The following is a 25,867-nucleotide window of genomic DNA, read 5'->3' on the forward strand; positions in this document are numbered from 1 at the left end:
CCATGAACAGGCTCCTCCCCGAGAAACTATGCCGATACGCCGAAGTTCACCTCTTCGAAAAACCAAACGCCTCCAGCTCGCGTTCAAAGGCAGCACCGGTTTCCTCGGCATAGTTGCGGGCTCGGCATAGATCAATCTATGCGGACATCCGCATAGATCGACGAGCTTGGTTTGTTGCTTCTCGGTCAGGTTCTCCGGGTTCTTCCACAGCGCGTAGCGGGAGTTCTTCATCCCGGTTGCCCGGGCGCTGTCGGGGCGGGCCGGGGCATCCTTGGCTGGCCGGCCGCGGCCCCGTTTGGCCTCGTTGGCCCGGGCTGCCTTCCGGGCCTCGTTCCACGCGGCGCGCCGGACCTCGTCGAGGGCTTCGGTGGCCCATTTCACGACATGGAACGGGTCGGCGCACCTGACCGCTGCCGGGCAGCGCTGCGCCACGACGGCGGCGATCCAGTCGGCCCCGTCGGCGGAAACATGCGTGATCCCGGCGCACCGCTCTTCTCCGAGGGCGTCGAAGATCGTGCCCAGGGTGGCGTTGTCCCGGCCCACGGCAGCCCACACCAGCCTGCCCGAGTCATGGTCCACCACGACGGTCAAATACTTGTGTCCGCGCTTGTAGGAGATCTCGTCAATACCGATCCGTTTCAGGTCCGCGAAGGGATCGAACGTGGCGGCAGTGTCGTTCCAGACCCGGGTGATGATCGCCCCCACGGTCCGCCACGCGATGCGCATCAGTTCGGTGATTGCGGTCTTCGATGTCTGGGTGGCCAGCCAGGCTACCTGGGCGTCGAAATGGTAGATGTGTCCTGCCTGGTGCCTGGCCCAGGGAACCGCGGCCACTGTCACTCCGTGTTCCCGGCAGCTCACTCTCGGGGCGTCGGCTTCCAACAGGACTCCGATCGTGCCGGCATCCAGAGCACGCCAACGGCGGCGTCCTTCGCCTTGATCGTATTTCGGGCAGCGCCGCCGGCAGATGCCGCAACGGTTCCGCATCGATCCTGTGGGCCGGACCGAGGCGAGCAGGACACCGGAATCCTCGTCGAAATCGATGGCCTCCACGACCATTTTCTCGACACCGAGCAGAGATCGCCATAGTCTTGCATTTCGCACGCCGTTTTCCGTTCCAAAAGTTTCTGTTCCTTAGACAGTCAGAAACCTAAGTGGAGAGCGGTGTGCGTTCGTTAAGGCGCGCTCAAACACCCACGGAAGAGTCAGGAGAGCCGAATTTGTGTCTATTTCGTTGATCGGAGTAAGTGACGGGCATAGCGGTTGAGGCAGGGTTCATTCAATATGCTCGGTTACTAGCGCTTGCGAAGCGACTTTCACACGGGCGGCTAGTGGCCCCGTTGGACGATCTCCAGCACGTGGACGTTCGTTTAGGCAGGGTCACGAGCGCCGATTCTTCCCGATGCTGGCTCGGTTCTTAGTGGGCGTATCCTGCTGCTGCCTCCGTCAAGGTCTTGCCCTTCGTCTCCGGAGCGAGCCATTGGGATAGCGCGGCACCGGCGAGGGCGACTCCGGCCGCGATCAGCATAGTGGGACCGGCACCGAGGGTCTCCATCGACATCGGGAGGAGGAAGATGCCGATGCCGGCTCCGACACGGCTGACAGCGGCCGCGAAACCTGTTCCGATGCCTCTGATCTCTGTCGGGAGAACCTCGCCTGGGTAGACGTTGGTCAGCGTGTTGTATCCCGCGTTGAAAAACGAGAAGACCAGGAAGAGGATGAGGACGACGGGCGCAGGCGCGCCGGCCCACAGGCCGATGACCGCGAGGACGACGGCGCACAGCCACTGGGTCGGGACGGTCAGTAGGCGTCGGCCTACCTTCTCGATCAGCAAGAACGTGACGACGACTCCGGCCAGCGCGACAGCGGAGAGCCCGACTCCCCCGGCGAGCCCGCCGGCGAGGCCGTACTCATTTAGCACGCTGTCAGCGAAGGTGGCGATCGCGAAGTATGGTGTCACGGCGCAGAACCAGAACCCTGAGATGAAGAGCGTGGAGCGCCAGTACTTTTTGGAGAACAGCATCCCGAAGCTGCCCTTGCGAACGTCCTCGTGCTGGAGGTCGTCGAGCGCGTCCTCGGGCATGTACTTGTTGGCGAGGGTTCGGGCCTCGTCTTTGCGGCCCACGCTCCACAGCCACCGCGGCGACTCCGGCATGCCGAGCCGGGCGAGGAATATGGCCACCGCGAGGAAGGTGCTCGTACCCAGGATGAAGTGCCAGCTCAGGTCGGTGTACTCGTTGAGCAGATGGCCGATCAGGAACGCAATCATGAAGCCGGCGTACCAGGCGATTCCCATTGCGGCCATTAGCCGCCCACGCAGATGGGTGGGTGAGAACTCAGCCATCAGGGGCCAACCGACCGCGTACTCTGTGCCGATCGCGATGCCCATCAACAGCCGCACCACAATCAGCCATGCCGGCGAGTCGACGAAAAACTGCATTCCCGACGCGATAGCGAACAGGCCGATGTCGAACATGAAAATTGGCTTGCGCCCCCACTTATCGGCGGCCCAGCCGCCCAGAGGTGAGCCGATCAAGATTCCGACCAGAGCAGCGGCGGCGATCAGCCCCTGCCAGAAAGCGGTGAGCTGCAGGTCCTCGGCCATGGTCCCCGAGACAGGTCCGATGATGCCAAGGACGTAGCCGTCCAGGACCATGCCGCCGATCAGAACGGTGACCATTCTAATCAGGAAGCGCCGCTTGCTGGCCGCTGAGGCACCCCCCTGGCCGGCATTGGTGTTTTTTATCGCTGACACTGCGTGCTCCTGATGTGTGGGGTGCATGACATGAATTCCACCTTGTTCACTGCAATGGGGAGTTGGCGCTTACGCATGATGTGACCTTCGGGTCAGTAGGGTGGGAAATTGCGGTTCGAGCTGAACGGCCGGCTTACGCCGGTGCGCTCAATTCGGTATGCGTCTCGTGGGTATTTGTGCCGGCCGTGATTTCGTAGTGAAAGCCCGTGCGCTCTTCTGTTGCCCAGGCTTCGTAGGAATCATCTTTCTCGAAAAGCCTTCGGTTCTGTGCCGGGGACTGGATCCAAAGGATCTTCCCGTCGTTGGTGACAGCATCGACGACTCCGGTACAGACGTGGGCTCCTTGCTGCCGTACTTCTACACAGGCACCTGGTAGTTGCGTCCAGTCGGCGATATGCCTCAAGTGCATAACTCGTGGTCCTTTCATGAGTGGTCTTGCAGCCGGAAGGTCTTGCGGGTGCAAGACCACTGGTACCCATCGATACGGCTGTGGTCAGCCGTGGTTGTACATGACGTGTTTGGTGCGGGAGAAGTCTTCCAGGGCGTAGGTGGAGAGGTCCCGGCCGTAGCCGGAGCCCTTGAATCCGCCCCATGGCATTTCGTTGGCGATGACAAGGTGGGAGTTGACCCAGACCGTGCCGAAATCAAGCCGGCGGGGTACGGAGAGGGAGCGGGCAGCGTTTGTGGTCCACACCGAGGCGGCAAGCCCGTAGACGGTTTCGTTGGCTCGTGTAATGGCCTCTTCCTCTGTGCTGAAGGTTTCCACCGACACGACCGGACCGAAGATCTCTGTGCTTGTGACTGCGGCGCCTGCAGGGACGTTGGTCACGACAGTGGGTTCAATGAAGTAGCCCGGACCTTCGATGGCGTTGCCGCCGACAGCGATCGTGAGGCCGTCCTTGCGGATGTCCTCGAGTGCGGCCAGGACCCTCTTGTAGTGTGCGCCTGAGATCATGGAACCGATTTCGGCGTCCCCTTCGGCGCCGGGTGCGCCGATGGTAATCTCGCGTACCTCCCGTACCAGCAGTTCGGTGAACTTGTCGGCAACGGATTCATGGACCAGAACACGGGTCGCGGCACCGCATTCCTGACCGCCGTTCCAGAACCCGCCCGCGCGGACACCCTTGGCGGCGGCTTCCAGGTCGGCGTCGTCGAAGACGACGACGGGGGCTTTGCCACCGAGTTCCAGGTGGACTCGCTTGACCGTGGAGGCGGCGCTGGCAGCCACCTTTTGGCCGCTGCCCACGCTTCCGGTGATGGCGACGAGGTCGACATCCGGGTGCTCTGAAATGCGGTTCCCCACCACCCGCCCGGGCCCGGTGACGATGTTCAGGACACCGGAAGGAACCTCGGAGGCGATGAGTTCGGCCAGCTTGAGAGTGGCCAGCGGTGTCTGCTCGGAGGGCTTGAGGACCATGGTGTTGCCGGCGGCCAGGATCGGGGCGATCTTCCATGCGGCCATCAGCAGAGGATAGTTCCAAGGGGTGATCACGCCGACAACACCCACGGGCTCGCGGAGGATCACCGAGGTGTGGTTCTCTGCGTAGTCGCCGGCTCCCGGTGTGGTGAACGCTCGTGCTGCGCCTGCTGAAAACCTGAACGTGTCGATCGCACTTGAAATGTCGTCTTCGGCAACGGCTGCCGGTTTACCGGTGTTGGCAGCTTCGAGGGTCTCGAGGACTTCGCGATTGGCTTCGATGATGTCTGCGATGCGAAGAAGGACTGCGGCGCGGTCCTTCGGCGTTTTCGCTGCCCAGCCCGCTTTGGCTGTGACGGCAGCAGCGACGGCGGCGTCGACGTCCTCGACCGTCCCGGCGGGGACCTGGGTCAAGACTTCGCCAGTGGCCGGGTTCTCCACATCGACGGTTGAAGCCGAACTGGATGGGATGAACGCCCCGCCAATGAACTGGCCGAAGGGAGGAAGGGAAGGAGCTGGCGCATTCCCTGCCCGGCGGACGGTGAACGATGCTGTTTCTGTCGTGGTCATAATCATTTCCTTCAGTGCTGTCATTTGGCGATGGCTGTGTGCCCCGAGGGCTACTTGACGGCAGCGGCTAACTCCGCGAAGTGATGTCGCTCGCCGCTTATCCGACCCTCTGGGGAAGAGCGGCCAGGGCTTGCTGCACCCGTGCCAGGTCCTCGGCGTTGAGGTCGGCCGTGGGGCGTCGGGGTGAGCCGGCGGGAAGGCCCTGCAGTGTGAGCCCTGCTTTGACGGAGGGGATGAACGGGACGGAGAGGAGTGCGTCGATGACCGGGTACACGTCATTCCACAGGTCGCGGGCACCGGTGAGGTCGCCTTCGGCAATGCGGCGGCTGACGGCAACGATCTCGTCCGGCACGACGTTGGCGGTGCCGGCCATAACCCCTGCTGCGCCTTCGGCAAGGGCGCTGTACAGGTAGGCGTCCCACCCGATGAAGGTGCCGATGACGTCGCTGTGGTGATGGATCAGCTGCAGCGCCTGTTCCCAGTTCGCGCTGGAGTCCTTGATGTAGCGGATGTTCTCCACTTCCTCAGCCAAGGAACGGACCGTTGCGGGGTCAAGGTTGACACCGGTGACGGACGGGATGTTGTAGAGCATGACCGGAATGTTGACGGACCGGGCGACGTCCTTGATATACGTGACCGTTTCCTCGAGGGAGAGCGGCTCGTAGTAGGGGGTGATGAGCATCAGCACATCCGCGCCCAGTTCCTCGGCTGCCTTTGACAGGCGGATGGCTTCGGCTGTGGAAGTGGCGCCGGTGTTGGCGATGACCGGGACCCGGCCGTTGGTGTGCTCGATGACTGTCTTGATGAGGAGCAGGCGCTCCTCGGAGGACAAGGCACCCACTTCGCCAGTGGAGCCGGCTGCGACGACGCCGTCGACGCCGGCGTCGATGGAGCGGTCAACGACGCGCTTCAGGGTTTTGACGTCGATGGTTTCGTCCTGGTTGAAAGGGGTGGACAGTGCGGTGAGAACGCCGCGGAGATCTTTAGACAATGGATGTTCCTCTTCTTCAGAAATGGTGGTTGGGGCAAGCCGGGTGTCAGGCCACGATGGAGAGCCCGGAGTCGGGCTTTGCCTGGCGCTGCGTGGCCAGCAGGCTGGCTGCTTCCTGGGCTGCCGAGAATCCGGTGGTGATGGAGCTTTCGGTGTAGAGGGTTCCGAGGAAGTCGCCGGCGAGGAAGACGCGGTCAGTGCCGCGCATCAGCGTCGACTGGAGCTTGGCCCGGCCCGGGAAGGAATAAGGCGAGGCGACCTTCCACCGGTCCGTCTGGGCCTCGACGACGCTGTCGGCGAACCCGTGACCGAGAACCTGGTCGAGATCGCGAAGGTGGGTCTGGATGACTTCCTCATCGGTCTTCTCCAGCAGCGCGCGGCCCAGGCCGGCAGGTGAGAAGGTCATGAAACTGCCGCCAGGCTTCCGTACCGACTCGGTACCGCGGACGATGCTGGCCTGATTCAGAGCGATCGCGAACGAGCGCTTCGGTGCGGCAATGGCGTAGATGTCATCCCAGGGCCGGGCGGAGGTCTCGTTGGTCAGAAAGGCGGTGCTGACGTGCGGGCCGTACTTAATCTGGCTCAGTGCCCCACGCAGCTCTTCGGGCAGGTCCACGCCGATTCTGTGTGAGACATCAGCAGTGGTCGCGAGGACGACGGTACGGGCCTCGACTTCCTGGTCGACGCCGCCCTGGCTGTACCGGACGAGGACGGATTCCTTCTTGTGCACGACCTCTCGCACAACCGCTCCGAGCTGGATCCGGTCACCGAGTGCGGCGGCGACTGATTCGGTCAGGGTGGAGGGGCCGCCAACAATGCCCTGACTGAGGCCCTGGCCGATGCCCAGGACCAGGCTGAAGTACCCGATGCCGGCCCCCGCCGAAATTTCGTCCATGTCACCGGCTGAGCGTGTGACTGTGGTCTTGAACAGGGCTGCTGCGTCCTCGGACAGGTCTCCGATGAAGTCCTGAAAGGAGACGTCGTTCTGAAAGTCATAGATCCGCTGCTGGCGCATGGCCCCGGATTCCCCTGCACGCTTCCTGACAACGCCGGTGTACTTTGCGACGCCGCTTACAACCTTCATGCCGGCCCGCAGGGTGTCGATGCGCGATGTCAACGACATGGGGATGCGGAACGGATATGTGGCGATGTGTCCCTCCTTGATGAACTTGCCGTTCATCGACAGGGCCTGGAGGGACCCGGGGATCTGGACGGCAGTCACACCAACTTCACTGAGCAAGGAATCCGTGGAGGATCCTGCGCCCGCGAAGACGTGTCCGCCCCAGTTCAGCCAGTAGTTGCCCCGGCGCTCGGAACGGATACGGCCGCCTACGCGCGCGTCCGCTTCCAGCAGGAGCGTGTCCCAGTGACGCAGGCGCCATCCTGCCGAAAGACCGGCGAGTCCGGCGCCAACAATGACTACATCTTTCATGAGTGTGCACTTTCCATCTGAAGGGCCTAGAGCTGCTCGGGCTGCTCTGGGCGGGGTGCGTCCATTGATAACGACGAGTGAGGGTGGTCCAGGATCATGTTCGGGTTGGACATAACGTGGACTGAATGTGATCCTCCGGGCTTGGAACTCCGCAGTTTGAAGCTTATTCAAAAGGAGGTTTGTGCCCCCGATCACAATAAAGCCTACATCATTGTATGATTAATGCAATAGCGTTTCGGCCAGTAGGCAGTACGAAGGATGTTGAGGACAACAAGAGATCCCTGTATCCAGGGCATGGCAGCGATGCGTTAGTCGCCGTGATGGAAGCGGAGTGGGAAGGCGCTACTTTCCCAGGCTGATCAGCCTCCAGGGCAAGCGCGTCGGATTGTCTGGAGAGACGTCGACCGAGTCCTGTACACGGTGGAGGTCCTCGTCGCGAAGCAGGGTACCTGAAGCTATGCGCGCGTCATTGGATGCGATGACCCTGCCGTTCGGGCCGAGCAGAACCACGGAAGGGTTGTGCAACTGGAGCGCATGAAGGAAGGCGCCCTCGAGCTTCGCCAGAGTAAGGTCTCCGCCAAGTACATGCGTTCCCTGAGGGGTCGGAGCGGGGACGCACAGGGTGATGATGTTGACGTTAATACCGCCAAAGTCTACGTAGGGCCCCACCGCTACCGGCTTGCCACTGGCGGAGGGAATGGTGAACCATTCCCGGCTCGCGTAGTCATAGTAATTCAACGAGTCCGGGTTCAGGTCGTGCGTGACAAAGCGCGCTTCTCGGGAGGAATCCGAGTGCTGCACCCGCCACCATTCGAGCCAATACCGCGCTTCGGGCAGGCTTCCAGGAGCATATGCGATCCCAGCTCCGGTAATCACGCCCGAGTGCTGGTTAATGAGATTTGCGAATTCCTTCTTCAAAAAGTGGAATGCACTACGCCGTGGAACACCTGAGGCACTGGCTGCCGCTGCAGAAACCGCACCGGCGATCTTCTCCAGGTCTTCGAAGACCCCGCCAATGGTGGACGAGATGACTGCTGCCGTCCGGTGAAGGGATTCTTTTACGGGTTCCACGTCATGCACCTTCGTCGGACTGCATCGACAATCGCAGATGCTGTTCTATCAGATATTCAGTTTCACTCCTGCTGTGGAACTCAGCAGCCGATGCCGCAGCATTGGCGTCGCCGGCTCGAATGCAATCGACGATGGCCTCGTGCTGCTCAACAGAAGTGGTGGCATTTCCATTTTGACCCGGAAGGCTCCACCAAAGAGTCATCAACTCCGCTTCGAGTTGGAGTGCTGCCGAGGTCAGGCGGCTCGATTGGGCAGCGATGCTGACTGCCACGTGGAAGCGGCTATCCATCCGTCGTCGGGCCCGTTCGTCCACACTGTCCCGATGCCGCCGCATCAGGTCTTCAAGGTGCTCGACGTTCTGTTGATCGGCACGGCCGGCAGCCAGGCGGGCCGACATCGAGGCTATGGCCGCTCCCAAGTCACCAAGATCCCTTAGCGCCTCCGTACTGGTTTCGCGGAGCTTGTGCTGAAGCTGAGTGTCCGTCAATTCGATCTGGCGACGGATCACACTTCCGCCGCTGCGTCCGCGGCTCGTCTCGATAAGGCCCTTCGTACGAAGTGCCGCGAGGGACTGGCGCAGGGTGATCGGGGAAATGCCGATCTCGGCGGCAAGGACGGACTCGGTTGGAAGCCGATCCCCTTCGGCGAGGATGCCCATGAGGATTGCGGTCTCGATTTGATAGGAAACCTGGTCGGCTCGGCCTAAGCCCTCAGGCTCACTCCCCCGCAGGAGCAGTAACAAGTCAAGGGCGGACGTGGAGATTGCCGTACTCTCCATCTCCACGTCCTCCTGCCCTCGGCCCTACCCCCACTAGGTCAGGGGATTGCTATTACCTTCAATCTTTGCACATTGCGTATAGACGGAGCCTAATGGCATTCGTGGTCTTGTAGTGCACATCGCCACGTGTCATCGGTCAGGCAGCAGGAGTGTCACGGCGTTCGTTGAGGCTGCGAAGAAAGGTCTTGGTCGCCTCCGCCTGGGGGTTGTCGATAACCTGCGATGGTGGCCCTTGCTCTGCTACCCGCCCATCCGCCATGAAGACGACCTCGTCAGCAACTGATCGGGCGAATCCGATCTCGTGGGTCACTACGATCATGGTCATACCGCTGCGCGCAAGCTGCTTCATCACTTCGAGGACCTCGCCTACTAGTTCAGGGTCGAGTGCGGAAGTTGGCTCATCAAACAGCATCACCGATGGCTTCATGACCAGGGCTCGTGCGATGGCGACTCGCTGCTGTTGCCCTCCGGACAGGGTGCTCGGATAGAAGCCGGCCTTTTCTGCCAGTCCCACGCTGGTTAGCAGGTCCATGGCCTCCTTGCGGACCTCGCTCTCAGGCCTGCCCAGGACCTTGCGCGGTGCCTCAAGCAGATTTTCAAGGACGGTCAGGTGCGGAAACAGGTTGAAGGATTGGAACACCATGCCTGTCGCTGCCCGTTGGCGTGCAATTTCGTTGGGCCGTAATTCGTGAAGCTTTTCGCCCTTAACCCGGTACCCGACGACCTCGCCGTTGACCATGACTGCGCCGCTGGTTGGTTTTTCGAGGTGGTTGATGCATCGGAGCATCGTGGACTTGCCGGAACCGGATCGGCCGAGGATGACGACGACCTGGCCAGGGTAGACGTCCAGGTCCACGGACTTGAGCACTTCCACATCGCCGAAGCTCTTACGCAGTTGGACAATTTTGACAATGGGCTCGGACCTATCCCTGATCGGTTCCTTGGGGGAAATGGTGGTCATGACTAGCCCTCCTCGGCCGTGGTTGATGTCAGTGTGGTCCGCACGCGCTTACGCGGTGCCCTTAGACCTTTGAGTCCGCCTCGCCGTGCGGTGGTGCTCGCATGGCCTGCAACGCCGCGTCCGTAGTAACGCTCAATACGCTGCTGGAAGATGGTGAGGATGCTCGTGCACAGCAGATACCAGAACGAGACCACGATGAGAAGCGGGATGGTCTCGAAGGTTTGGGTGTAGATCATTTGGGCGGAGTAGAGCAGGTCAGGCAGCGCGATGACGCTGACGAGCGAGCTGTATTTCAGCATGCCGATGACCTGGTTGCCTGTTGGCGGCACGATTACACGCAGGGCCTGGGGCAGGATGATGCGGCGGAAAGACATTACGTTGTTCATGCCCAGCGCTGCGGCCGCTTCGGTCTGGTGTTTGGGTACCGAGAGCAAACCTCCGCGCACGATCTCGGCCATGTAGGCCGATTCATGCAGGGCCAGGCCCACCAGGGCCACGGTCCACAGGGTGAGTACGGAGTTGGTTGGGCCTCCCAATAACTCCGGTCCACCGAAGGGGACACCAATGCCGAGCCGAGGGTAAAGCGCGGAGAGATTATACAGGACGATGAGCTGGATCAGCAGTGGCGTTCCCCGAAAAAACCAGAGGTAGGCGCCGGCAACTGCTTGAAGAACCTTGTTCTCGGAGAGACGGCAGGCTGCCAGGAGTATTCCCAGCAGGATCGCGAAGGTCATGCCGACGACGGTCAGAATCAGGGTGCGCCCTAGTCCGGCCATGATTTCCGGGTGGAACAGGTAGTGCCACACGGTCGCCCATTGGAAGTTTTCGTTGGTCACCATCGAGTGGGCCAGGTTCGCCACCACCAGCAACAGGAAGACTGCTGCTACCGTCCGGCCGTGATGCCGCAACGGAACAGTCTCCCTGGCCAGCGTCTGCTGATCCAGGCTTTGTGTAGCGGAGGCGCCGCCGCCCGTAGCTGGCGTGTGCTGCCGGTGAGATGTTGCTTTAGCGATTTCCATGGCAACTGTTACCTTTCGATTCTGTACGACGCGGCGGAGGAATCAGCTGGCCGGGGCAGGGATGATTTCGGATTTGTCCACGGCTCCGAGACCACCGTTGAGCTCATCCAGGACCTTGGCCATCTCTCCGTCCTCGATCAGCTTGTCCGTGGCAGCCTGGAAGGCCTTGGCGAGCTGGGGGGTGTCAGAGTTGTTGGCCAGGGCCAGGCCGGACTTGATCTCGGGGCCGAACCCGAGCTTGGCCAGCTTGAACTGCCCCTTGGTCTGATCGACGGTGTAGGCTGCCTGGCTGGCGCTGGCCAGGGACGCATCGAGACGGCCCTGGCTCAGCGCCAGGTTCACCTGGGACTGCGTCTGGAAGGTCTCCACACTTGTCGGGGCCCCGCCCGAGGCCTTGCACTCATCAGCCATGGACTGGGCCGTGGCTGCCTGGTTGGACCCCAGAGCAGCGCCGATCTTCAACCCGCAAACGTCCGCCGGCGTCTCAAAGCTCTCCTTGGCTGAGTCGGCCTTGACGATGAACGCATCCCTGGAGACATAGTTGGTCACGAAGGTGACCACCTTGGTTCGTTCCTCGGTCACATTGATCTCACCCGTGGCCCCGTCAAAACGGCCAGCCTGCAGTCCCGGAATAACGCCGTCGAACGGAATGATCTTGAACTCAACATTCAGCCCGAGCAGCGCGGCCGCCTTACGGGTGAGCTCGATATCCCAGCCGGACACTTCCCCTCCTCCCACCGGTTCCATGACCGCTGGCGCGTAGACACCAGCAGCGATCGTCAAAGTTCCCTTATCCCGCACGGAATCCGGCACCATCCCGGCAAGCTCGGAATCCACGCTGGGCGTGGAACCAGCACCGGGAGTGCTCCCACCAGCTGGCGGACTCGCCGGGGACGACCCGCACCCGGACGCCCCGATCAGCGTGGTGGCCACCACCATGGCCGTGAAAGTGCCCCGCGTCAGGCGGGAAAATGGACGAAGTTTCATGGGTCTCTCCTGAGTTATGTGGTGTTGATCTATATCCGCCATGAGGGCGGGAACCTGGCTGTGCGGCTTGTTTATTGCTGAGTTCGGAGAGCTCGTGGTGCCCTCCGTTGCGCCAGACCCACGTTTCGCTACTTGGCGACTGGGATTTCCAAGGATCAGCTGAGTGGCGGACCCGGCGAGTCTTCTGCGCAGCGTTTATGAAGTACATCACACTATCGCTATTGAATCAATACTTTAATTTTGTATGTTTAATTTCAGGCCAGCTCAGCTCTCCCGGATCCGGAAGAAGCGACTGGTTGCTGAGAACACCCGGTCCCAACTCGGTTGGAATTCGAGTCGGCCGTGCTGCCTGGTTGGCGTTGAACGGCACGAGATTCTCCTTTACCGTTGAGGGAAAATCTGCTGATGATAACGGTCGGTCCAGAAACCAAGGCGCGCCACCCTGCCCGACCTCAGGACGGCTATGTGGCTGTGATCACATCCAATGTAATCTGTGATCACAAATAAAACAACGCTTTGTTGTAACGGTCTTGTAAATCGTCTTGCGAGCGAGGACTCGACGCTCCCCAAGATAGGGTTCCAGATCAGCCTTGGACGAGAAACGACAGTGGGCTGCAACGGGTTCGGTGGCCGGAAATGCCGAGGGCCCCTTCCGCTCATCTGAAACCTCTGTTCGAAGCGACGCTCGCACTCCCCCACCCAACCCGCGCGTGGCAAGTTTCGCGCTGCCGCCCCTTGGGATTGACCAGAGGCATTGTGTGATTTGTGATCACAAGCTATCTTGTATGTATCAAGAGCTAATGAGAGGCAGATCACGTTCAAATCTGCTTCGACCCGTAGGGCCCCAGAAGGGGAACCAGTAAAGGAATCATTACTATGCCGAATCGGCTACTGCTTCATGTGGCAGAAAACAAGAAACTTGAGGCGATAGCCACCAAAAATCGCCTTACCCGGCCCATCGTTGAGAGGTACGTGGCCGGAAACGGCTTGCTGGACGCCTGGCGCGTCACCGAGAAGCTGAATGCAGCCGGCATCGATGTCAGCCTGGACCTGCTTGGAGAGTCGGTATTCGACTTAGCCCAATCCAAGGCAGCAACCCAGGAGTATCTCGGTGCCATAGAAGAAATCAATACGAGGGCCCCTGGCTCCACCGTCTCAGTGAAACTCTCGCAACTGGGCATCGGAATCGACCTCCAGCAGTGTGCGAATAACTTGAAGAGCCTGCTGCAGATGGCTGACGCGCAGGGCGTCCAGGTTGAAGTCGACATGGAACACAGCTCCGTAGGGCGAGCCACGTTGGAGATTTTCAAAGGGATTCTTTCGGACTACCCCAAAACGCGCCTCGCGATTCAGGCCAACATGCGTCGAACCCCCGAGGACCTGCTTTCATTCACAGATATCAAGCCGCGCATCCGCCTCGTTAAAGGGGCTTTTGACGAAACCTTGGACGACGCTCTTCGCAGCGCAGATGAGGTCACTGAGCAGTACAAATACCTGTCGCGGTGGGCTCTCCGCCACCTTCCGGACCCCGCTTTCGGGACACACGATGACGAATGCATCGAGGTAGTCAAGGAAGCAGCCAGGGAGCTCGGGCTGGACAGGAAGTCCTTTGAGTTCCAGATGCTTTATGGGGTAAGGCGCAAGCTGCAGGACGAACTTGTCCGGGACGGATACCGCGTTCGCGTGTACCTTCCCTACGGCACTCAGTGGTACCCGTACCTCATGCGGCGCATGGCCGAGAAGCCGGCTAACCTCCTACTCTTCCTGCGCTCCCTCATCGGCGGATAGACAATCAGGCCTGAGGCAACACTGAGAACGGTCCACCACCCTCGGATCGAACTCTTACTGGGCGATGAGGAAAACCCCCTCGGCGCTCTGTAACGGCTGTGCTAACCCGATCCAGCTCAAGCCATGCCACGGCTACGATCCGTCGCTGTGGTCCCCGGCCCTCCTGCAATCGGGCGAGCAGACGACCTTACAGCAGCAACATCCATCACTGAACAATTTCTGGTAAGTGCGCGTACGGACCGCGGAACGCCCTTCTCTCGACAGAGCCTGACCGGTGCTCGCATCCGTGGCGCACCATTCAAGGCACAACCAATCTAGTGTCCTGCGCCTAAAATTCAGTGACCGATGGCCACGGGACACCAGCGTCCCGGGGTCATCGTGTGGGCAATCCCTCTAGTTAGCGGGGGTGCTTACCGGCACCGTCGAACTCAGCGCGCAGTTTCTGCTACCTTCCCGGCCGGTACAGCATCAGCAAATGACGGTAAACTCCCGGCCGGTGTCTGGCCCAGGCCTTGCTCCTGGGCCTGCGGAGCCCAGATGTCGCCAATAGTAAAGCCATTGGGAAAGGGATCATCGTATTCGAGGACATGCGTGCTGAAACCTGTGATCCATGCTCGGCCGCTAATTGTCGGGACGACAGCTACGCGGTCGCCGATACGAACTTCTTCGACCAGCTCTCCGGTGTAAACAGTCTCCAGGATTCCTTCATGGCGGAAAGGCTGGTTCAGCCCCAGCTCACCCCTGGCATATAGGGTCGCCATTTTTGCACACGTACCTGTACCACAGGGGCACCGATCCACGCCGCCGGTCCATGTGGCGGGATTGTCAAAATCAACCGGACCGCTTGAGACGGTGACGGCATTCTTCCTGTCGGCATTTGGATTATCAGTGCGTCCGGAAAGCTGCGCGATGGTGATCCCAATTCCCGGATAGTCCGGATGCTCAACTGGCAGCTGATCCTGGGCCGCCCGCAGAATCAATGCAGAGATGCGAGTGATGTCCCGTCCCCGCTCCGGTACAAGTTCAAGCGACTCGAACTGCTCCACGTCGGCGATGACGTAGAACATGCCGCCCCAGGCAACGTCAACCGTCACTTTACCCAGCTCAGGGACGTCAATGACGGCATCAAGATGAACAGCGAAGGCGGGCACGTTCTCCAGTGTCACGTTGTGAACCCGGCCGTCGCGGCACTCGGCCTTAATTCCTATGAGTCCCGCGGGGGACTCGAGTTTGAACTCCGTGAGTGGCTCCTGCATGGGGATCATGCCGGTCTCGAGCAGGACGGTGGCCACCGCGATGGTGTTTCCTCCACTCATCACGGGATATTCCACCTGTTCCATAATGATGAAACCCGCTGCGGCCTCTGGATGTTTCGGAGGGACAACCAGGTTGCAGCATAACGGCGCGTATCCCCGCGGTTCACGCAACATCATCTTCCTGAGCTGATCGTCATTCTGCTCAAGCCATTTCATCTGCTCATATACGGTGTCACCGGGGATGTGTGGGACCCCGCCGGTAATAACGCGCATCGGCTCACCGGAGTGGGTCTCCACAGACTGGATCATTCGTTTATAGGACATTCAGGCCACCTTCATTTGCCGTACTGGCTGACGCCAAGTAGCTATTACCGCTCATCCAATGTTGATCAGTAGGCGTGCTTGCAGCTTGTTCGACTCAGTCGTAAGTCTGTGGCGGCCGCCTGCATGTATCAGGCCGCTTCGGCAGCTTTCCGCAGCCGCAGGAGGGCGTTGTCGTCGACTTCAACATGATCGGGCAGGGCAGTGAGTTCGAGTGCAGGGAGGCGAACCTGGTGTTCGTCCCGAAGGTACTCGAGTTGCTTCCCGATACGATCCACAGACCCTGTGAATCGTGCAGGATCGATAGCCAACAAGAAGACTCCGATACCTGGCGAAACGGCGCCATGGTCGAAGGGCGCGGCATCGATGGAAAAAGTCGCACCTGAAAGCGTAGCGAGGACTTCCATCAGTAGGGCCACGTTGCCCCCGCGGTGTCCGCCGAAGGGCAGCAACGTCCCCTGAAGAGCCTCGCTGGCGTTCTGCGTTGGTTCGCCGTTGCGAGCCAGCGCCCATCCAGCAGGAATAGGCTCGTCCTTTTCGGCGGCGCGCTTTATGTTGACGTACGCGGTCGATGAGGATGCTTGGTCAATTACGAAAGGCATTTTGCCAGGACGGGGAATACCGTAGGCCAGGGGATTAGTTCCCAGGACCGGCTGGGGGGAGCCGCCTATCGACATCAGCGCAGGGCTATTGGCAGATGCCATTGCAATAAAGCCCTCCTGGGCAAGGCGGCGGGCGTAATATCCGAGTTCCCCGCAGGTGTAGGAGCGCCGAATCCACAATGCGGCGATTCCCGCCTCGCGTGCGGCCTCAAGCAGGTCCGCGAGGGCGGCTTCGAAGGCTGTCTGGGCCAGCCCGTTAGAGGCGTCCACGTCAATAACCGCTGGTGCGGAGCGATGTATCCGAGGTTGGACGTTGGTCGCGATGCGTCCGGAGCGGTAACCGTCCAGATAGTCAAAGAGGTGCGCAACGCCTACGGCGCGATTGCCGACAAGTTCGGCCTCCACGGTGGCTTTCGCCAGGATTTCTGCGGCCGAGCTGTCGGCACCGGCGCGCTCCAGTGCGCGCCGGCAGATTTCGGTCAGTTCCTCGCTGCGGATATTGGTCATTTGGGGACAGTCCTCTCAAGGGGGCACAGACGATGGCGCGTGGGACCATAACTAGAAGTGAAGCTAAGGGCAAACGTGGGCAGGGAGGTGGGCCGCGACGGCAAATCGTCCCTCTGTGTGACAAACGTAATATGTGATCACAAACTGGTCAATGGTTTGCGGTAGATTACTTGAGCTCTTGCGAAACAGTTTGAAGCAGAGCGGAGCCCTGAGCGGATTCGCCATCTGCCGTCCACAGTTGCCGACGTACGTCGCCTCGATCCAGCCGAGGCAGCAAGTGCACCGGCCGCAGCCCCGTTTGCTCATGTGCGCTACATCCGCAACGAGCCGCTCTTTGACTCTTCTCTGTTGCGCCCGGCCTCGGTGGTCATCGCTGCGGGCTCACCAGCCCGCGTCAGCGAGGTCGATGGCAAGTTTTGCGACAGGGCTCGAGTGGTGGTCGAAGACATAGCAACGGCTTTGCGAATCAGGGGACAAAATCATGGCATTCAACAGGGCTATCTGAAGCCGAGGATCTGACCCCATGAGGGACGTAGCAAACTGGTACTGTCCAGCTGGCTACGTCCCGAACCGTCCCGTTCACGAGCTCAGGGATGTCTTGGAGCACCCAGTTGTGGCACAGGCGGTTATTCGGACACCTCACCTTTAAGGCAGTGGATGAATTCGTCTACTGCAGGCGATTGGCCGAAGGGTCGGGCTATGTGGAGTTCCGTCTGCGGCCTGCCGGTCAAGCGACGGGTAGTGACTCCAGGCATTTGGAATCGTTGCACGGACTCCGGGAGGACGGAAATCCCCAATCCTGCGGCGACGAGTCCGAGGACGGTTTCCTGGTGAATGGCCTGCTGTATCACCACTGGTGGGGTGGGGAGCGGATCGAAGAGCCGGAGGACCCGGGCCACGAAGCCGGGCATCAGGCGGTAGGGAAAGAGGATCATGGGTTCGCCCTCGAGGTCCTGGGGACGGACTTCTTCCGCGGCCGCCAAACGATGCGAGTCGGGCAGGACCACCACCAGGTCTTCGGTGCTGAGCAGCTCAAGGTTGAGCCCGGGAACGTCGCCCGGATCCCGGATCAGGCCAAGATCCAGGCTCCCGTCCAGCAGCTGCTCAATCTGCTCCCCACTGGTGAGGGGGTTCAGCACGAGGTTTATGCGTGGGCGGTGCTGGCGGAATGCCCGGATTGCTTCGGGTACTGCGGTGTAGCTCGCCGAACTAACGAAGCCAACCCTGATCTTGCCACTCTTACCCGCGGCGACGTCGGCAACATCCCCTGCGGCGTCGTCGAGGTCCGCCACAGCAGCCTGGACCCGGTCCTTGAACGCCTCACCCGCCGCAGTCAACGCCACGCGGCGGGTGGTGCGGTCGAACAGCTGGACACCCAGCTCACGCTCCAGCCTTCTGACAGCGACGGTCAGCGGCGGCTGGGTAATATGCAGGCGCTCCGCTGCGCGGCCGAAGTGCAACTCGTCGGCGACGACAAGGAAGTACCGAAGCTGACGGAGTTCCATCACGATTCTTTCGATAGACGCCAATAATTACTAGTCAAATGATATTGGACGTGCGGCCTTTATGGATGAGTTACTGGATATGTAGAGGGCATCCCCCTGTTGCCCATCCCGTAGCCAAGGAGCCACCCATGGAATCGACCGAATACGCCGTCGTCGGCGCTGGGCTGTCTGGAGCCGCCACCGCTTGGCATCTCGCCGCCCGCGGCCACGACGTTTCCCTGCTCGAGCGTTCAACACCCGCGAACGATGCCGGCAGTTCCCATGGCTCGGCCCGGATCTTCCGCTACGCCTACCCGGAGGAGTTCTACACCGGCCTCGTCCAGGAAGCGAAGGCCGGATGGGACGAGCTGGCGCGCCTGAGCGGCAAGCAGCTCATCACCCTCACTGGCGCCGTCGACTACGGTGCGATCCGTGAGCCGGAACGCCTGGCCTCGGTGCTCGCCGCGCGCGGCATCGACCACGAGCTCCTCAGCCCCGAAGAGGCCCACCGCCGTTGGCCCCAGATTGCCTTTGACACCCAGGTGCTCTGGCACCCGGACGCCGGCGTCATCGACGCCCACGAATCCGTCGCATCCATGGTGGACCAGGCAACGAGGCATGGTGCGCAGCTCCATAACAACTGGGCCGTCACCTCGATTACCGCGTCGAACGGCGGCTATGTGCTCACATCTGCGGACGGCCGCTCCTTGCGGGCCGCGAACGTTATCGTTGCGGCCGGCGGATGGCTCCCCCAACTGCTGGGCTCACTGTCCCTGCCGACCACGTTCCTGTCCTCCATGCCACCGATCGAAGTGCGCCAGGAACAGGCGTACCACTTCCCCTATGCCGAGGGGACAGACCACGTCACTTCGCCGTGGCCGACATTCATCCACAAGCGCGCCGGCTGGCAGGCCTACGGCCTGCCCGGGGGCCGGGACGCAGGCTTCCAGGGGCAGAAGGTCGCCGAATACAACGGCGGAAAGATCCTGCCCTCCGCCGCGGAACAGGACGGACAGATCGATCCAGGGAACCGCCGTCGGGTCATCGAATACGTGGAACAGTACCTGCCCGGGCTCGTTCCGGAACCGTATGCCGAAACCACCTGCCTGTTCACCAACACCCCCACCGAGGACTTCATCCTCGACCGCGCCGACGGGATCACCATCCTCTCCCCCTGCTCCGGACACGGCGCCAAGTTCGCCCCCCTGATCGGCCAACTGGCCGCGGACCTGGCCACCGGCGCAGGACCCGTTCCGGAACAGTTCCGCCTCGCAGCCCAGGCCGGACAGACAACAGTGGCGGCCCACTGATGACCCCCGACACCGAGGCCACTCCCCTGCCCAAAACTCTGCCGGCCACCGTCACCGGCTTGCTGTCCGAGATCGCCGGCACCGGCACCGACGCTCTCCGTGGCGGCTACACCCGGCCGGTGTACTCCACAGCGGAGCTGGACCTGCGCACCTGGTTCATTGAACAGGCAGCCAAGCGCGGCCTGGCCGTGGAAACCGACCGCAACGGCGCCATCTGGGCCTGGTGGGACGTGCCCGGCGGTGACCGGAACAACAGCCTGGTCACCGGAAGCCACCTCGACTCGGTGCCCGGCGGCGGCGCCTTCGACGGTCCCCTCGGCGTGGCCTCAGCATTGGTGGCAGTAGACATCCTCAAGGCACAGATGGCCTCCCCGACACGCCCGCTGGCAGTTGTCGTGTTCCCGGAAGAGGAAGGATCCCGCTTCGGCGTCGCGTGCCTGGGCTCCCGGTTAATGACTGGCGCCATTGATCCCGACAAAGCCCGGAACCTCCGCGATCCCGACGGCTCGACTTTTGCTGACATCGCCCGCGTAAACGGCCTCGATCCCCGCTTCGTGGGTAAGGACGAGAAACTGCTGGGCCAGATTGGCGCGTTTGTAGAGCTGCACGTTGAACAGGGCCGCGGCCTGATCGACCTGGACCAGCCCATCGCGATCGCCTCGTCCATCATTGGACACGGCCGGTGGCGCCTGAGCGTCCACGGCCAAGGAAATCACGCCGGAACAACACTGATGGCTGACCGGCATGACCCCATGGTGTCAGCCTCCAGGATGGTGGTGGCCGTGCGCGACATTGCCCGGAACCAGACCCACGCCCGGGCCACGGTGGGACGGCTCCAGCCAGTGCCAGGAGGGACAAACGTCATCGCCTCGCGCGTTGAATTCTGGCTGGACGTCCGGCACCCTGACGACGCCGTGACAGCCGCACTCGTGGAGACCATCCACGAAGAGGCACAAGTCATCGCGGCCGAGGAAGGCTGCCGCGTCGAGCTCCGGGAAGAGTCGCTGAGCAGCACCGTGCATTTTGATCCCGGACTGCAGAAGGAACTCCAGCTCGCCCTGCCCGATGCCCCTGTCCTGGACACCGGGGCCGGCCACGACGCCGGCGTACTGGCACCCTACGTCCCGACGGCCATGGTCTTCGTCCGGAACCCGAGCGGCGTGTCCCACTCCCCCGAAGAACACGTCGTCGACGAGGACGCCGAAACCGGGGCACAAACCCTGGCAGATGCCCTCCACAAACTGATGGCCTAACGATCGGACAGGCGCCCGCGACGATTCCTTCGGCGCGGGTGGCTTCTGCATGCCCTAAGGCCCTCTTTCCCTCTCTACTCCCTCATCAGGAAGCCATGACAAGTCCACTAAATGCAAGGCTCGTCCCCCTGTCGCTCCTAGCGAAGAGCGCTTGGGCTAATGGCACTGGATACACGAAGGAGATTGGTGTCGGTTTTGACCGCGGCAAAGGGTTCTTCGTCAATGCCGGGTCCACCGAGTACCAATGGCGGCTCAGTCTGGCCGAACTAACCCGGCCTGCAGACTTCTCCTTGCTCCCTGGGATCGACAGGGTCTTCACTCTTGCAAGCCCGGGTCCGGTGGTGATGACCGTGGGGAGAGAGGAGCGGACATTGCAGCAGGGGCAAAAGATTGCGTTCGCAGGTGAAACTGCTGTGACGGTCAAGGTTGCGTCCGACGAGCCCCAGTTGGGCCTAAACCTCATGACCCGACGCGGCATGTGCCACGGAAACGTCATTACTGCCGTTCGGCATGGCAGGGTACTGCTGAACCCTGGGGTCGGGATCGTAGCCGCAACCGTCCTCACTGGTACGGCCACACTGAATGGCGAAAAAGTGGCGGCCCTGACGACAATCCTTTTGGGCACAAGCCCTGAGGAAATCCACACCGAGAGCTGCCTCATGGCCGTGGTGAGCGTTTCCACGCCGCCTTTCTAGGGCACGCAGCTATCGCCTGATTTACTCCCGCCCCCTACTCAAAACAAGCGGCTCTTGTGTGATTTGTGATCACAAGATAATGTGGTCTACACAACACTCGGAAGAGAGTTGGGCCACAGAAACTGCGCGAGCCCCCGCATCCAGGGAAATGGCCGGCAGCCGGGAACCGCGGGTCTTCCGCGGTGACTACCAGGAAGAGCACCTATGCCGAACAGACTTCTTCTGCATGTCGCGGAGAACAAGAAACTTGAAGCCATTGCCACGCGCAACCGGCTGACCCGGCCCATTGTGGACCGGTATGTCGCCGGCCGCGGGCTGGACGAAGCCTGGACTGCCACCAAAGCCCTCAACAAGGCCGGTATTGATGTCAGCCTTGACCTCCTGGGTGAGTCGGTCAGCCAGCTGGCGCAGTCAAAAGCTGCAACCAGTGAATACCGGGGTGCGATCGAGAACATCCAGGACCAGGCGCCCGGCTCGACCGTCTCGGTGAAGCTCTCCCAGCTGGGGATCATGATTGACCCCCAGGAGTGTGCCAACAACCTGAAGGCCCTGCTGGACGCCGCCGCTACCCATGGGGCAACCGTGGAGGTGGATATGGAGCACAGCTCTGTGGGCCGGGAAACCCTGGCCATCTACAAGAGCATCCTCCCCGATCACCCAAACACCCGGCTGGCAATCCAGGCAAACATGCGCCAGACCCCCGAGGACCTGCTGTCTTTCGTCGACATCAAGCCCAGGATCCGGCTCGTCAAGGGCGCCTTCGACGAGTCATCATCCGCCGCCCTGTGCGATGCTGACGAGGTGACCGAGCAGTACAAATATCTTTCCCGGTGGGCGCTCCAGCACCTGCCTGACCCGGCGTTCGGCACACACGACGACACCTGCATCGACGTCGTCAAGGAAACCGCAGCCAAGCTGGGACTGGACAAGCGCTCCTTTGAATTCCAGATGCTCTACGGCGTCCGAAGGAAACTGCAGGATGAACTGGTCCGGGAGGGATACCGTGTTCGCGTTTACCTTCCCTACGGCACACAGTGGTACCCCTACCTGATGCGCCGGATGGCCGAAAAGCCCGCCAACCTCCTGCTCTTCCTTCGCTCCCTCATCGGAGGCTGAAAGGCTATGCGGTACGCTGGAATGTGATCAAATATCACGGGCAGCGCAGTGCAGTTAGGAACGGAGAACTCCATGAGCCTTCACATGGCCAGTCCAGTCACCCCCACTTTGGTGGCTGACCAGGTGTACGAGGTACTGGAAAACGCCATCCTGACCGGCTCCCTGGAGTCCGGGTCGCCCCTTCGGGTCCGCGGGCTGGCGGCGATGGTGGGTACAAGCGTCATGCCTGTTCGGGAGGCGATCCGCCGGCTCGAAGAGGCGGGACTGGCAACACGCATCCCCCACAAAGGTGCGGTGGTCCGGACGTTCACCGCTGCCGAGCTGATTCATATCTACGACGTCAGGACCATCCTCGAAGTAGAGGCAGCAACCCAGGGCGCTCCCCAAATCAGCCGCCAGGACATGCGCCTCATGGAGGCCGCCTGCGGGAAGATGCAGAAAGCCGTTGCGGAAGGCCGCATCATTGAGGCCCTGGACCTGGACGAGGACGTGCTGAAAACCCTGTACCGGGCTTCCGGCAACCCCGTTCTTGTCAGCACTATTGAACAGCTGTGGCTCCAATGCCGGCCCTACAAGGTCATGGGCGCCACAGAAGCCCTGGCTAAGAACGACAACTCGCTCTGGACACCGCAACCGGCCCTGGTCCAGGCACTGCTCAACGGCGATACCGCCGCAGCTACAACCATTACCGCGGACTCTCTTGCCAGCGCGTTGCGCCGGCTGGAGCTCCGTCTCGAAACCCACTAAACACACCCGGGGTCTTCCGTCCCGGGAACATCCAAGAGGAGATAACCAGATAATGTCCCCCCAATCAGTCAGCGTTACTGGCAACTTCAAGGTCCCCGTCCCCCACAATGAGCCGTCTCGGGAATTCCGGCCCGGCTCACCGGAGGCGGCCGCGGTCAAGAAGACAATCGCCGAGGTCTCAGCCACGGTCCGCGACCTGCCCCACGTCATCAACGGAGTACGCTCCATGACCGGGGAGCTGCGCAACGTCACAGCTCCCCACCGCCACTCCCAGGTATTGGGCCGCATCCCCACTGCCGACGAGTCGGTAATCCAGTCTGCAATCGACGCAGCCCTCGCTGCACAGCATGACTGGTCCCGCACGCCCTGGTGGGAACGCGCCGCGATCTTCCTGCGTGCCGGCGACCTTGCCGCCGGGAAGTACCGTGACGAGCTGGTAGCCACGACCATGCTCGGGCAGTCCAAGACCTTCCACCAGGCAGAGATTGACGCCGCCAGCGAGGTGGCCGACTTTTTCCGCTACAACGCCCACCTCGCCCAGCAGATCTTCGCCGATCAGCCCGAGTCCCTGCAGGGCGAAGGGAACTCCCTGGACCAGCGCGGACTGGAAGGGTTCGTCCTGGCCATCACGCCGTTCAACTTCACCGCCATCGCCAGCAACCTCCCCACCACCGCCGCACTCATGGGAAACACCGTGGTCTGGAAGCCCTCCGAAAAGGCTGCACTCAGCAATGACGTCCTCATGCGGATGTTCGAGGAAGCAGGCCTGCCGCCAGGTGTCATCAACCTCGTACACGGTTCGGGCCGCGCTATCTCCGACCAGGCGATGAGCCACCCGGACTTTGCCGGCCTGAGCTTCACCGGTTCCACGGACGTGTTCCGCAGCCTCTGGAAGAAGGCCGGAGACAACATCGCCCAGTATCGCTCCTTCCCCCGCCTGGTAGGCGAAACGGGCGGAAAGAACGCTGTGGTGGCGCATCCGAGCGCCGACGCCGATGCCCTGCGCGCTGCCCTGATCCGGAGCGGCTTCGAATACTCGGGCCAGAAGTGCTCCGCGGCATCACGCACCTACATCCCGCGCAGCATCTGGAACCAGATCAAAGACGAACTCGTCGAAACCGTCAAGTCACTCCGCGTGGGCGACGTCGCCGAGCACGAGACGTTCCTCGGAGCAGTCATCGACGAGACCTCGCTGCGCAAGATCGAGGCTGCCCTCGAGAAGGCCAAGGCCCTCCCGAGCCACACCCTCCTGGCCGGCGGCAACGTCCACCCTGAAGAGGGCTGGTTCGTTGAGCCTACGATCTTCGAAACCACCGATCCCCACGCCTTCACCATGAGCGAAGAGTTCTTCGGTCCCCTCCTGACGGTCTACGTCTACGAGGACAGCGAGTGGGAGTCGGTGCTGGACCTGGTGGACCAGACCAGCAACTATGCCCTGACCCTGTCCATCTTTGCCAACGACCGCCGCGCCGTCTCGTTTGCACTGGACAAGCTCCGCAATGCTGCCGGCATGACCTACATCAACGACAAGCCCACCGGCGCCCTCATGGGCCAGGTCGCCTTCGGCGGCGGCCGCGGCTCCGGCACCAACGACAAGGCCGGTTCCCGCCTGGCCCTGCAGCGCTGGCTCAGCGGCCGGTTCATCCACGAGAACTTCTCACCATCCAACGAATGGCGGCAGCCGTACCTCGCCCAGTAACAAAACAAGGCCCCACTAACCAGGGCCTTCCGTGACCGGTCGGGTGCGCATCCGCGCACTTGGCCTCCAACCGCCGTCGGGCACCTCGCAACGTTCCGAACGGCTTCCGGCAGCCGCCGCCTGACCAAGCTCAGGCGGCGGCTGCTTCCCTCTCCGGCGTTCCACCCAGCCTCGGAAGTTCTCCCATGAAGAAAAGAATCCTCACTCGAAAAGCGTCGGCCTCCAACCAGGCGACCGCAGCAGCAACGTCACTGAAGAAGAGGGACGAACGCGGTGTAGCGATGTCTATCCTGCTCCTGTTCGCCCGACACCGAAGCCTCAGCAGCTCCCAGATCGCGGGCCTGCTCCGGATACCTGCCTCCATTATCGAACGGCACCTCCAGACCCTGCTGCAGGCCGGTTTCGTCGTAGAGAGCCAGGCCTACGGGCGCTATTCAGCGGGACCCGAAGTGGTTCGACTGGCCGAGAACTACCGCCAGGAAGCCCTCGCCCAGGGCGCGGTGGCCCAGAGGCTTGAACGGCTCTCGCGCGATTCCGGCGAATTGGCCGCCTACCTGGTTCAAAGCAGCAACGAAGTCCTCTGCGTCGAATCCGTTGAAAGCGAACACATCCTCAGCTGCAGCTACGCTGCCGGACGATCCCGCCCCCTGCTGCACGGGGCCAGCGCACGCGCCATCCTGGCCTCCTTGCCCGAGGAAGAAGGGGACGCAATTCTTGCCGGCCATTTCCTTGGCAGGGAAGACGAAGCCACCATCCGCGCCGACCTCGCAAGCATCAGGGAGCGCGGCTATGCAACCAGCTCAGGCGCCCTGGCTCCGGGTATCTGGGGCGTCAGCGCCCCTGTCCTAAATGAGGGCGGAAGCCTCGCCGGTGTGGTCACCAGCATGGTTCCCCTCGAGCGGTCCGGCACCAACGAAGCCCGTGCGCAGTTCATATACTCCACATGCGAAGCTGCCCTGGATCTCAGCAACGTCAGTTCACCCGCCTAAGCCGGGCGGTGCCTGATCTTGTGGCATCCCGACAGCAGCTGAGTCGGAGCTGGAGCAGGCGGACAGGTTAAAGTGCTCCGCTCCGTTAAGGTTGCCTCCACCCGGGATTGACGGGCGGA

At 61.7% G+C, this 25,867-nt stretch carries 21 protein-coding genes; 8 read left to right on the forward strand and 13 right to left on the reverse strand.

Annotated elements, in window-relative coordinates; genetic code table 11:
- The 10 genes from CXR02_RS20155 to CXR02_RS20205 form a co-directional block, all read right to left on the reverse strand.
- Positions 1-1,104 (reverse strand): transposase (locus CXR02_RS20155; protein ID WP_258061148.1); only part of this gene is annotated, 1,104 nt, incomplete at its 3' end.
- A gap of 313 nt (positions 1,105-1,417) precedes the next feature.
- Complete coding sequence (locus CXR02_RS20160; RefSeq protein ID WP_104063648.1) at positions 1,418-2,755, reverse strand: MFS transporter; 1,338 nt, start codon at positions 2,753-2,755, stop codon at positions 1,418-1,420.
- A 493-nt stretch (positions 2,756-3,248) separates the two neighbouring features.
- Positions 3,249-4,742, reverse strand: coding sequence for an aldehyde dehydrogenase family protein (locus CXR02_RS20170; RefSeq protein WP_104063609.1), 1,494 nt, complete (start codon positions 4,740-4,742; stop codon positions 3,249-3,251).
- A 97-nt stretch (positions 4,743-4,839) separates the two neighbouring features.
- Positions 4,840-5,733: a 4-hydroxy-tetrahydrodipicolinate synthase gene (gene dapA, locus CXR02_RS20175; protein WP_104063610.1), complete on the reverse strand. Its 894-nt coding sequence runs from the start codon at positions 5,731-5,733 to the stop codon at positions 4,840-4,842.
- 46 nt (positions 5,734-5,779) lie between these two features.
- The gene (locus tag CXR02_RS20180; RefSeq protein WP_104063611.1) at positions 5,780-7,165 is read right to left on the reverse strand and encodes an NAD(P)/FAD-dependent oxidoreductase; all 1,386 of its coding nucleotides are present in this window, start codon (positions 7,163-7,165) and stop codon (positions 5,780-5,782) included.
- A 342-nt stretch (positions 7,166-7,507) separates the two neighbouring features.
- Entirely contained in the window at positions 7,508-8,236 is a 729-nt protein-coding gene (locus CXR02_RS20185; protein ID WP_104063612.1) for a cache domain-containing protein, read from the reverse strand.
- Between the two features lies 1 nt (position 8,237).
- The gene (locus CXR02_RS20190; protein ID WP_146072574.1) at positions 8,238-9,014 is read right to left on the reverse strand and encodes a FadR/GntR family transcriptional regulator; all 777 of its coding nucleotides are present in this window, start codon (positions 9,012-9,014) and stop codon (positions 8,238-8,240) included.
- A gap of 136 nt (positions 9,015-9,150) precedes the next feature.
- Positions 9,151-9,975 (reverse strand): amino acid ABC transporter ATP-binding protein, encoded by an 825-nt coding sequence (locus CXR02_RS20195; protein WP_104063614.1) that lies wholly within the window; start codon positions 9,973-9,975, stop codon positions 9,151-9,153.
- A gap of 2 nt (positions 9,976-9,977) precedes the next feature.
- Entirely contained in the window at positions 9,978-10,994 is a 1,017-nt protein-coding gene (locus CXR02_RS20200) for an amino acid ABC transporter permease (protein ID WP_104063615.1), read from the reverse strand.
- A gap of 42 nt (positions 10,995-11,036) precedes the next feature.
- On the reverse strand, positions 11,037-11,981 hold the full coding sequence (locus CXR02_RS20205) for a transporter substrate-binding domain-containing protein (RefSeq protein ID WP_181037309.1): 945 nt from the start codon (positions 11,979-11,981) through the stop codon (positions 11,037-11,039).
- Between the two features lie 900 nt (positions 11,982-12,881).
- Between CXR02_RS20205 and CXR02_RS20210 the strand changes: the two genes are divergently transcribed.
- On the forward strand, positions 12,882-13,769 hold the full coding sequence (locus CXR02_RS20210; protein ID WP_181037310.1) for a proline dehydrogenase family protein: 888 nt from the start codon (positions 12,882-12,884) through the stop codon (positions 13,767-13,769).
- A gap of 428 nt (positions 13,770-14,197) precedes the next feature.
- Here the strand turns inward: CXR02_RS20210 and CXR02_RS20215 are convergent, their stop codons facing one another.
- From CXR02_RS20215 to CXR02_RS20225, 3 genes are all read right to left on the reverse strand, one after another.
- Positions 14,198-15,349 (reverse strand): proline racemase family protein, encoded by a 1,152-nt coding sequence (locus CXR02_RS20215; protein ID WP_104063618.1) that lies wholly within the window; start codon positions 15,347-15,349, stop codon positions 14,198-14,200.
- A 128-nt stretch (positions 15,350-15,477) separates the two neighbouring features.
- Positions 15,478-16,455, reverse strand: coding sequence for an Ldh family oxidoreductase (locus CXR02_RS20220; RefSeq protein ID WP_104063619.1), 978 nt, complete (start codon positions 16,453-16,455; stop codon positions 15,478-15,480).
- A gap of 626 nt (positions 16,456-17,081) precedes the next feature.
- Positions 17,082-17,960: a LysR substrate-binding domain-containing protein gene (locus CXR02_RS20225; RefSeq protein ID WP_104063620.1), complete on the reverse strand. Its 879-nt coding sequence runs from the start codon at positions 17,958-17,960 to the stop codon at positions 17,082-17,084.
- 128 nt (positions 17,961-18,088) lie between these two features.
- Here CXR02_RS20225 and CXR02_RS20230 point away from each other — a divergent pair, with 128 nt between their 5' ends.
- The 7 genes from CXR02_RS20230 (at position 18,089) to CXR02_RS20260 (ending at position 25,748) form a co-directional block, all read left to right on the forward strand.
- Positions 18,089-19,249, forward strand: coding sequence for an FAD-dependent oxidoreductase (locus CXR02_RS20230; protein WP_104063621.1), 1,161 nt, complete (start codon positions 18,089-18,091; stop codon positions 19,247-19,249).
- The gene (locus CXR02_RS20235; protein ID WP_104063622.1) at positions 19,249-20,502 is read left to right on the forward strand and encodes an allantoate amidohydrolase; all 1,254 of its coding nucleotides are present in this window, start codon (positions 19,249-19,251) and stop codon (positions 20,500-20,502) included. The genes CXR02_RS20230 and CXR02_RS20235 overlap by 1 nt, the downstream gene beginning before the upstream one ends.
- Before the next feature lie 95 nt (positions 20,503-20,597).
- Positions 20,598-21,197, forward strand: a complete 600-nt coding sequence (locus tag CXR02_RS20240) for a HutD family protein (RefSeq protein WP_104063623.1) — start codon at positions 20,598-20,600, stop codon at positions 21,195-21,197.
- A gap of 204 nt (positions 21,198-21,401) precedes the next feature.
- Positions 21,402-22,313 carry a proline dehydrogenase family protein gene (locus CXR02_RS20245; RefSeq protein WP_104063624.1) on the forward strand — a complete coding sequence of 304 codons (912 nt, stop codon included), beginning with the start codon at positions 21,402-21,404 and terminating at the stop codon, positions 22,311-22,313.
- A 72-nt stretch (positions 22,314-22,385) separates the two neighbouring features.
- Positions 22,386-23,060 carry a GntR family transcriptional regulator gene (locus tag CXR02_RS20250; RefSeq protein WP_219816463.1) on the forward strand — a complete coding sequence of 225 codons (675 nt, stop codon included), beginning with the start codon at positions 22,386-22,388 and terminating at the stop codon, positions 23,058-23,060.
- Between the two features lie 52 nt (positions 23,061-23,112).
- Complete coding sequence (gene pruA, locus CXR02_RS20255; RefSeq protein ID WP_104063626.1) at positions 23,113-24,759, forward strand: L-glutamate gamma-semialdehyde dehydrogenase; 1,647 nt, start codon at positions 23,113-23,115, stop codon at positions 24,757-24,759.
- A gap of 185 nt (positions 24,760-24,944) precedes the next feature.
- Positions 24,945-25,748, forward strand: coding sequence for an IclR family transcriptional regulator (locus tag CXR02_RS20260; protein ID WP_104063627.1), 804 nt, complete (start codon positions 24,945-24,947; stop codon positions 25,746-25,748).
- Positions 25,749-25,867: the final 119 nt, after the last annotated feature.

This window comes from Arthrobacter sp. 4R501 (assembly GCF_002929755.1).
Taxonomy (GTDB): Bacteria; Actinomycetota; Actinomycetes; order Actinomycetales; family Micrococcaceae; genus Arthrobacter.

Coding starts and splice junctions, on each gene's coding strand:
- CXR02_RS20230 (WP_104063621.1), top strand. CDS start 18,089: ATGGAATCGACCGAATACGCCGTCGTCGGCGCTGGGCTGTCTGGAGCC.
- CXR02_RS20180 (WP_104063611.1), bottom strand. CDS start 7,165: ATGAAAGATGTAGTCATTGTTGGCGCCGGACTCGCCGGTCTTTCGGCA.
- CXR02_RS20190 (WP_146072574.1), bottom strand. CDS start 9,014: ATGGAGAGTACGGCAATCTCCACGTCCGCCCTTGACTTGTTACTGCTC.
- CXR02_RS20235 (WP_104063622.1), top strand. CDS start 19,249: ATGACCCCCGACACCGAGGCCACTCCCCTGCCCAAAACTCTGCCGGCC.
- CXR02_RS20170 (WP_104063609.1), bottom strand. CDS start 4,742: ATGACCACGACAGAAACAGCATCGTTCACCGTCCGCCGGGCAGGGAAT.
- CXR02_RS20225 (WP_104063620.1), bottom strand. CDS start 17,960: ATGGAACTCCGTCAGCTTCGGTACTTCCTTGTCGTCGCCGACGAGTTG.
- CXR02_RS20195 (WP_104063614.1), bottom strand. CDS start 9,975: ATGACCACCATTTCCCCCAAGGAACCGATCAGGGATAGGTCCGAGCCC.
- CXR02_RS20240 (WP_104063623.1), top strand. CDS start 20,598: ATGACAAGTCCACTAAATGCAAGGCTCGTCCCCCTGTCGCTCCTAGCG.
- CXR02_RS20200 (WP_104063615.1), bottom strand. CDS start 10,994: ATGGAAATCGCTAAAGCAACATCTCACCGGCAGCACACGCCAGCTACG.
- pruA (WP_104063626.1), top strand. CDS start 23,113: ATGTCCCCCCAATCAGTCAGCGTTACTGGCAACTTCAAGGTCCCCGTC.
- CXR02_RS20250 (WP_219816463.1), top strand. CDS start 22,386: ATGAGCCTTCACATGGCCAGTCCAGTCACCCCCACTTTGGTGGCTGAC.
- CXR02_RS20245 (WP_104063624.1), top strand. CDS start 21,402: ATGCCGAACAGACTTCTTCTGCATGTCGCGGAGAACAAGAAACTTGAA.
- CXR02_RS20260 (WP_104063627.1), top strand. CDS start 24,945: ATGAAGAAAAGAATCCTCACTCGAAAAGCGTCGGCCTCCAACCAGGCG.
- CXR02_RS20215 (WP_104063618.1), bottom strand. CDS start 15,349: ATGTCCTATAAACGAATGATCCAGTCTGTGGAGACCCACTCCGGTGAG.
- CXR02_RS20220 (WP_104063619.1), bottom strand. CDS start 16,455: ATGACCAATATCCGCAGCGAGGAACTGACCGAAATCTGCCGGCGCGCA.
- CXR02_RS20205 (WP_181037309.1), bottom strand. CDS start 11,981: ATGAAACTTCGTCCATTTTCCCGCCTGACGCGGGGCACTTTCACGGCC.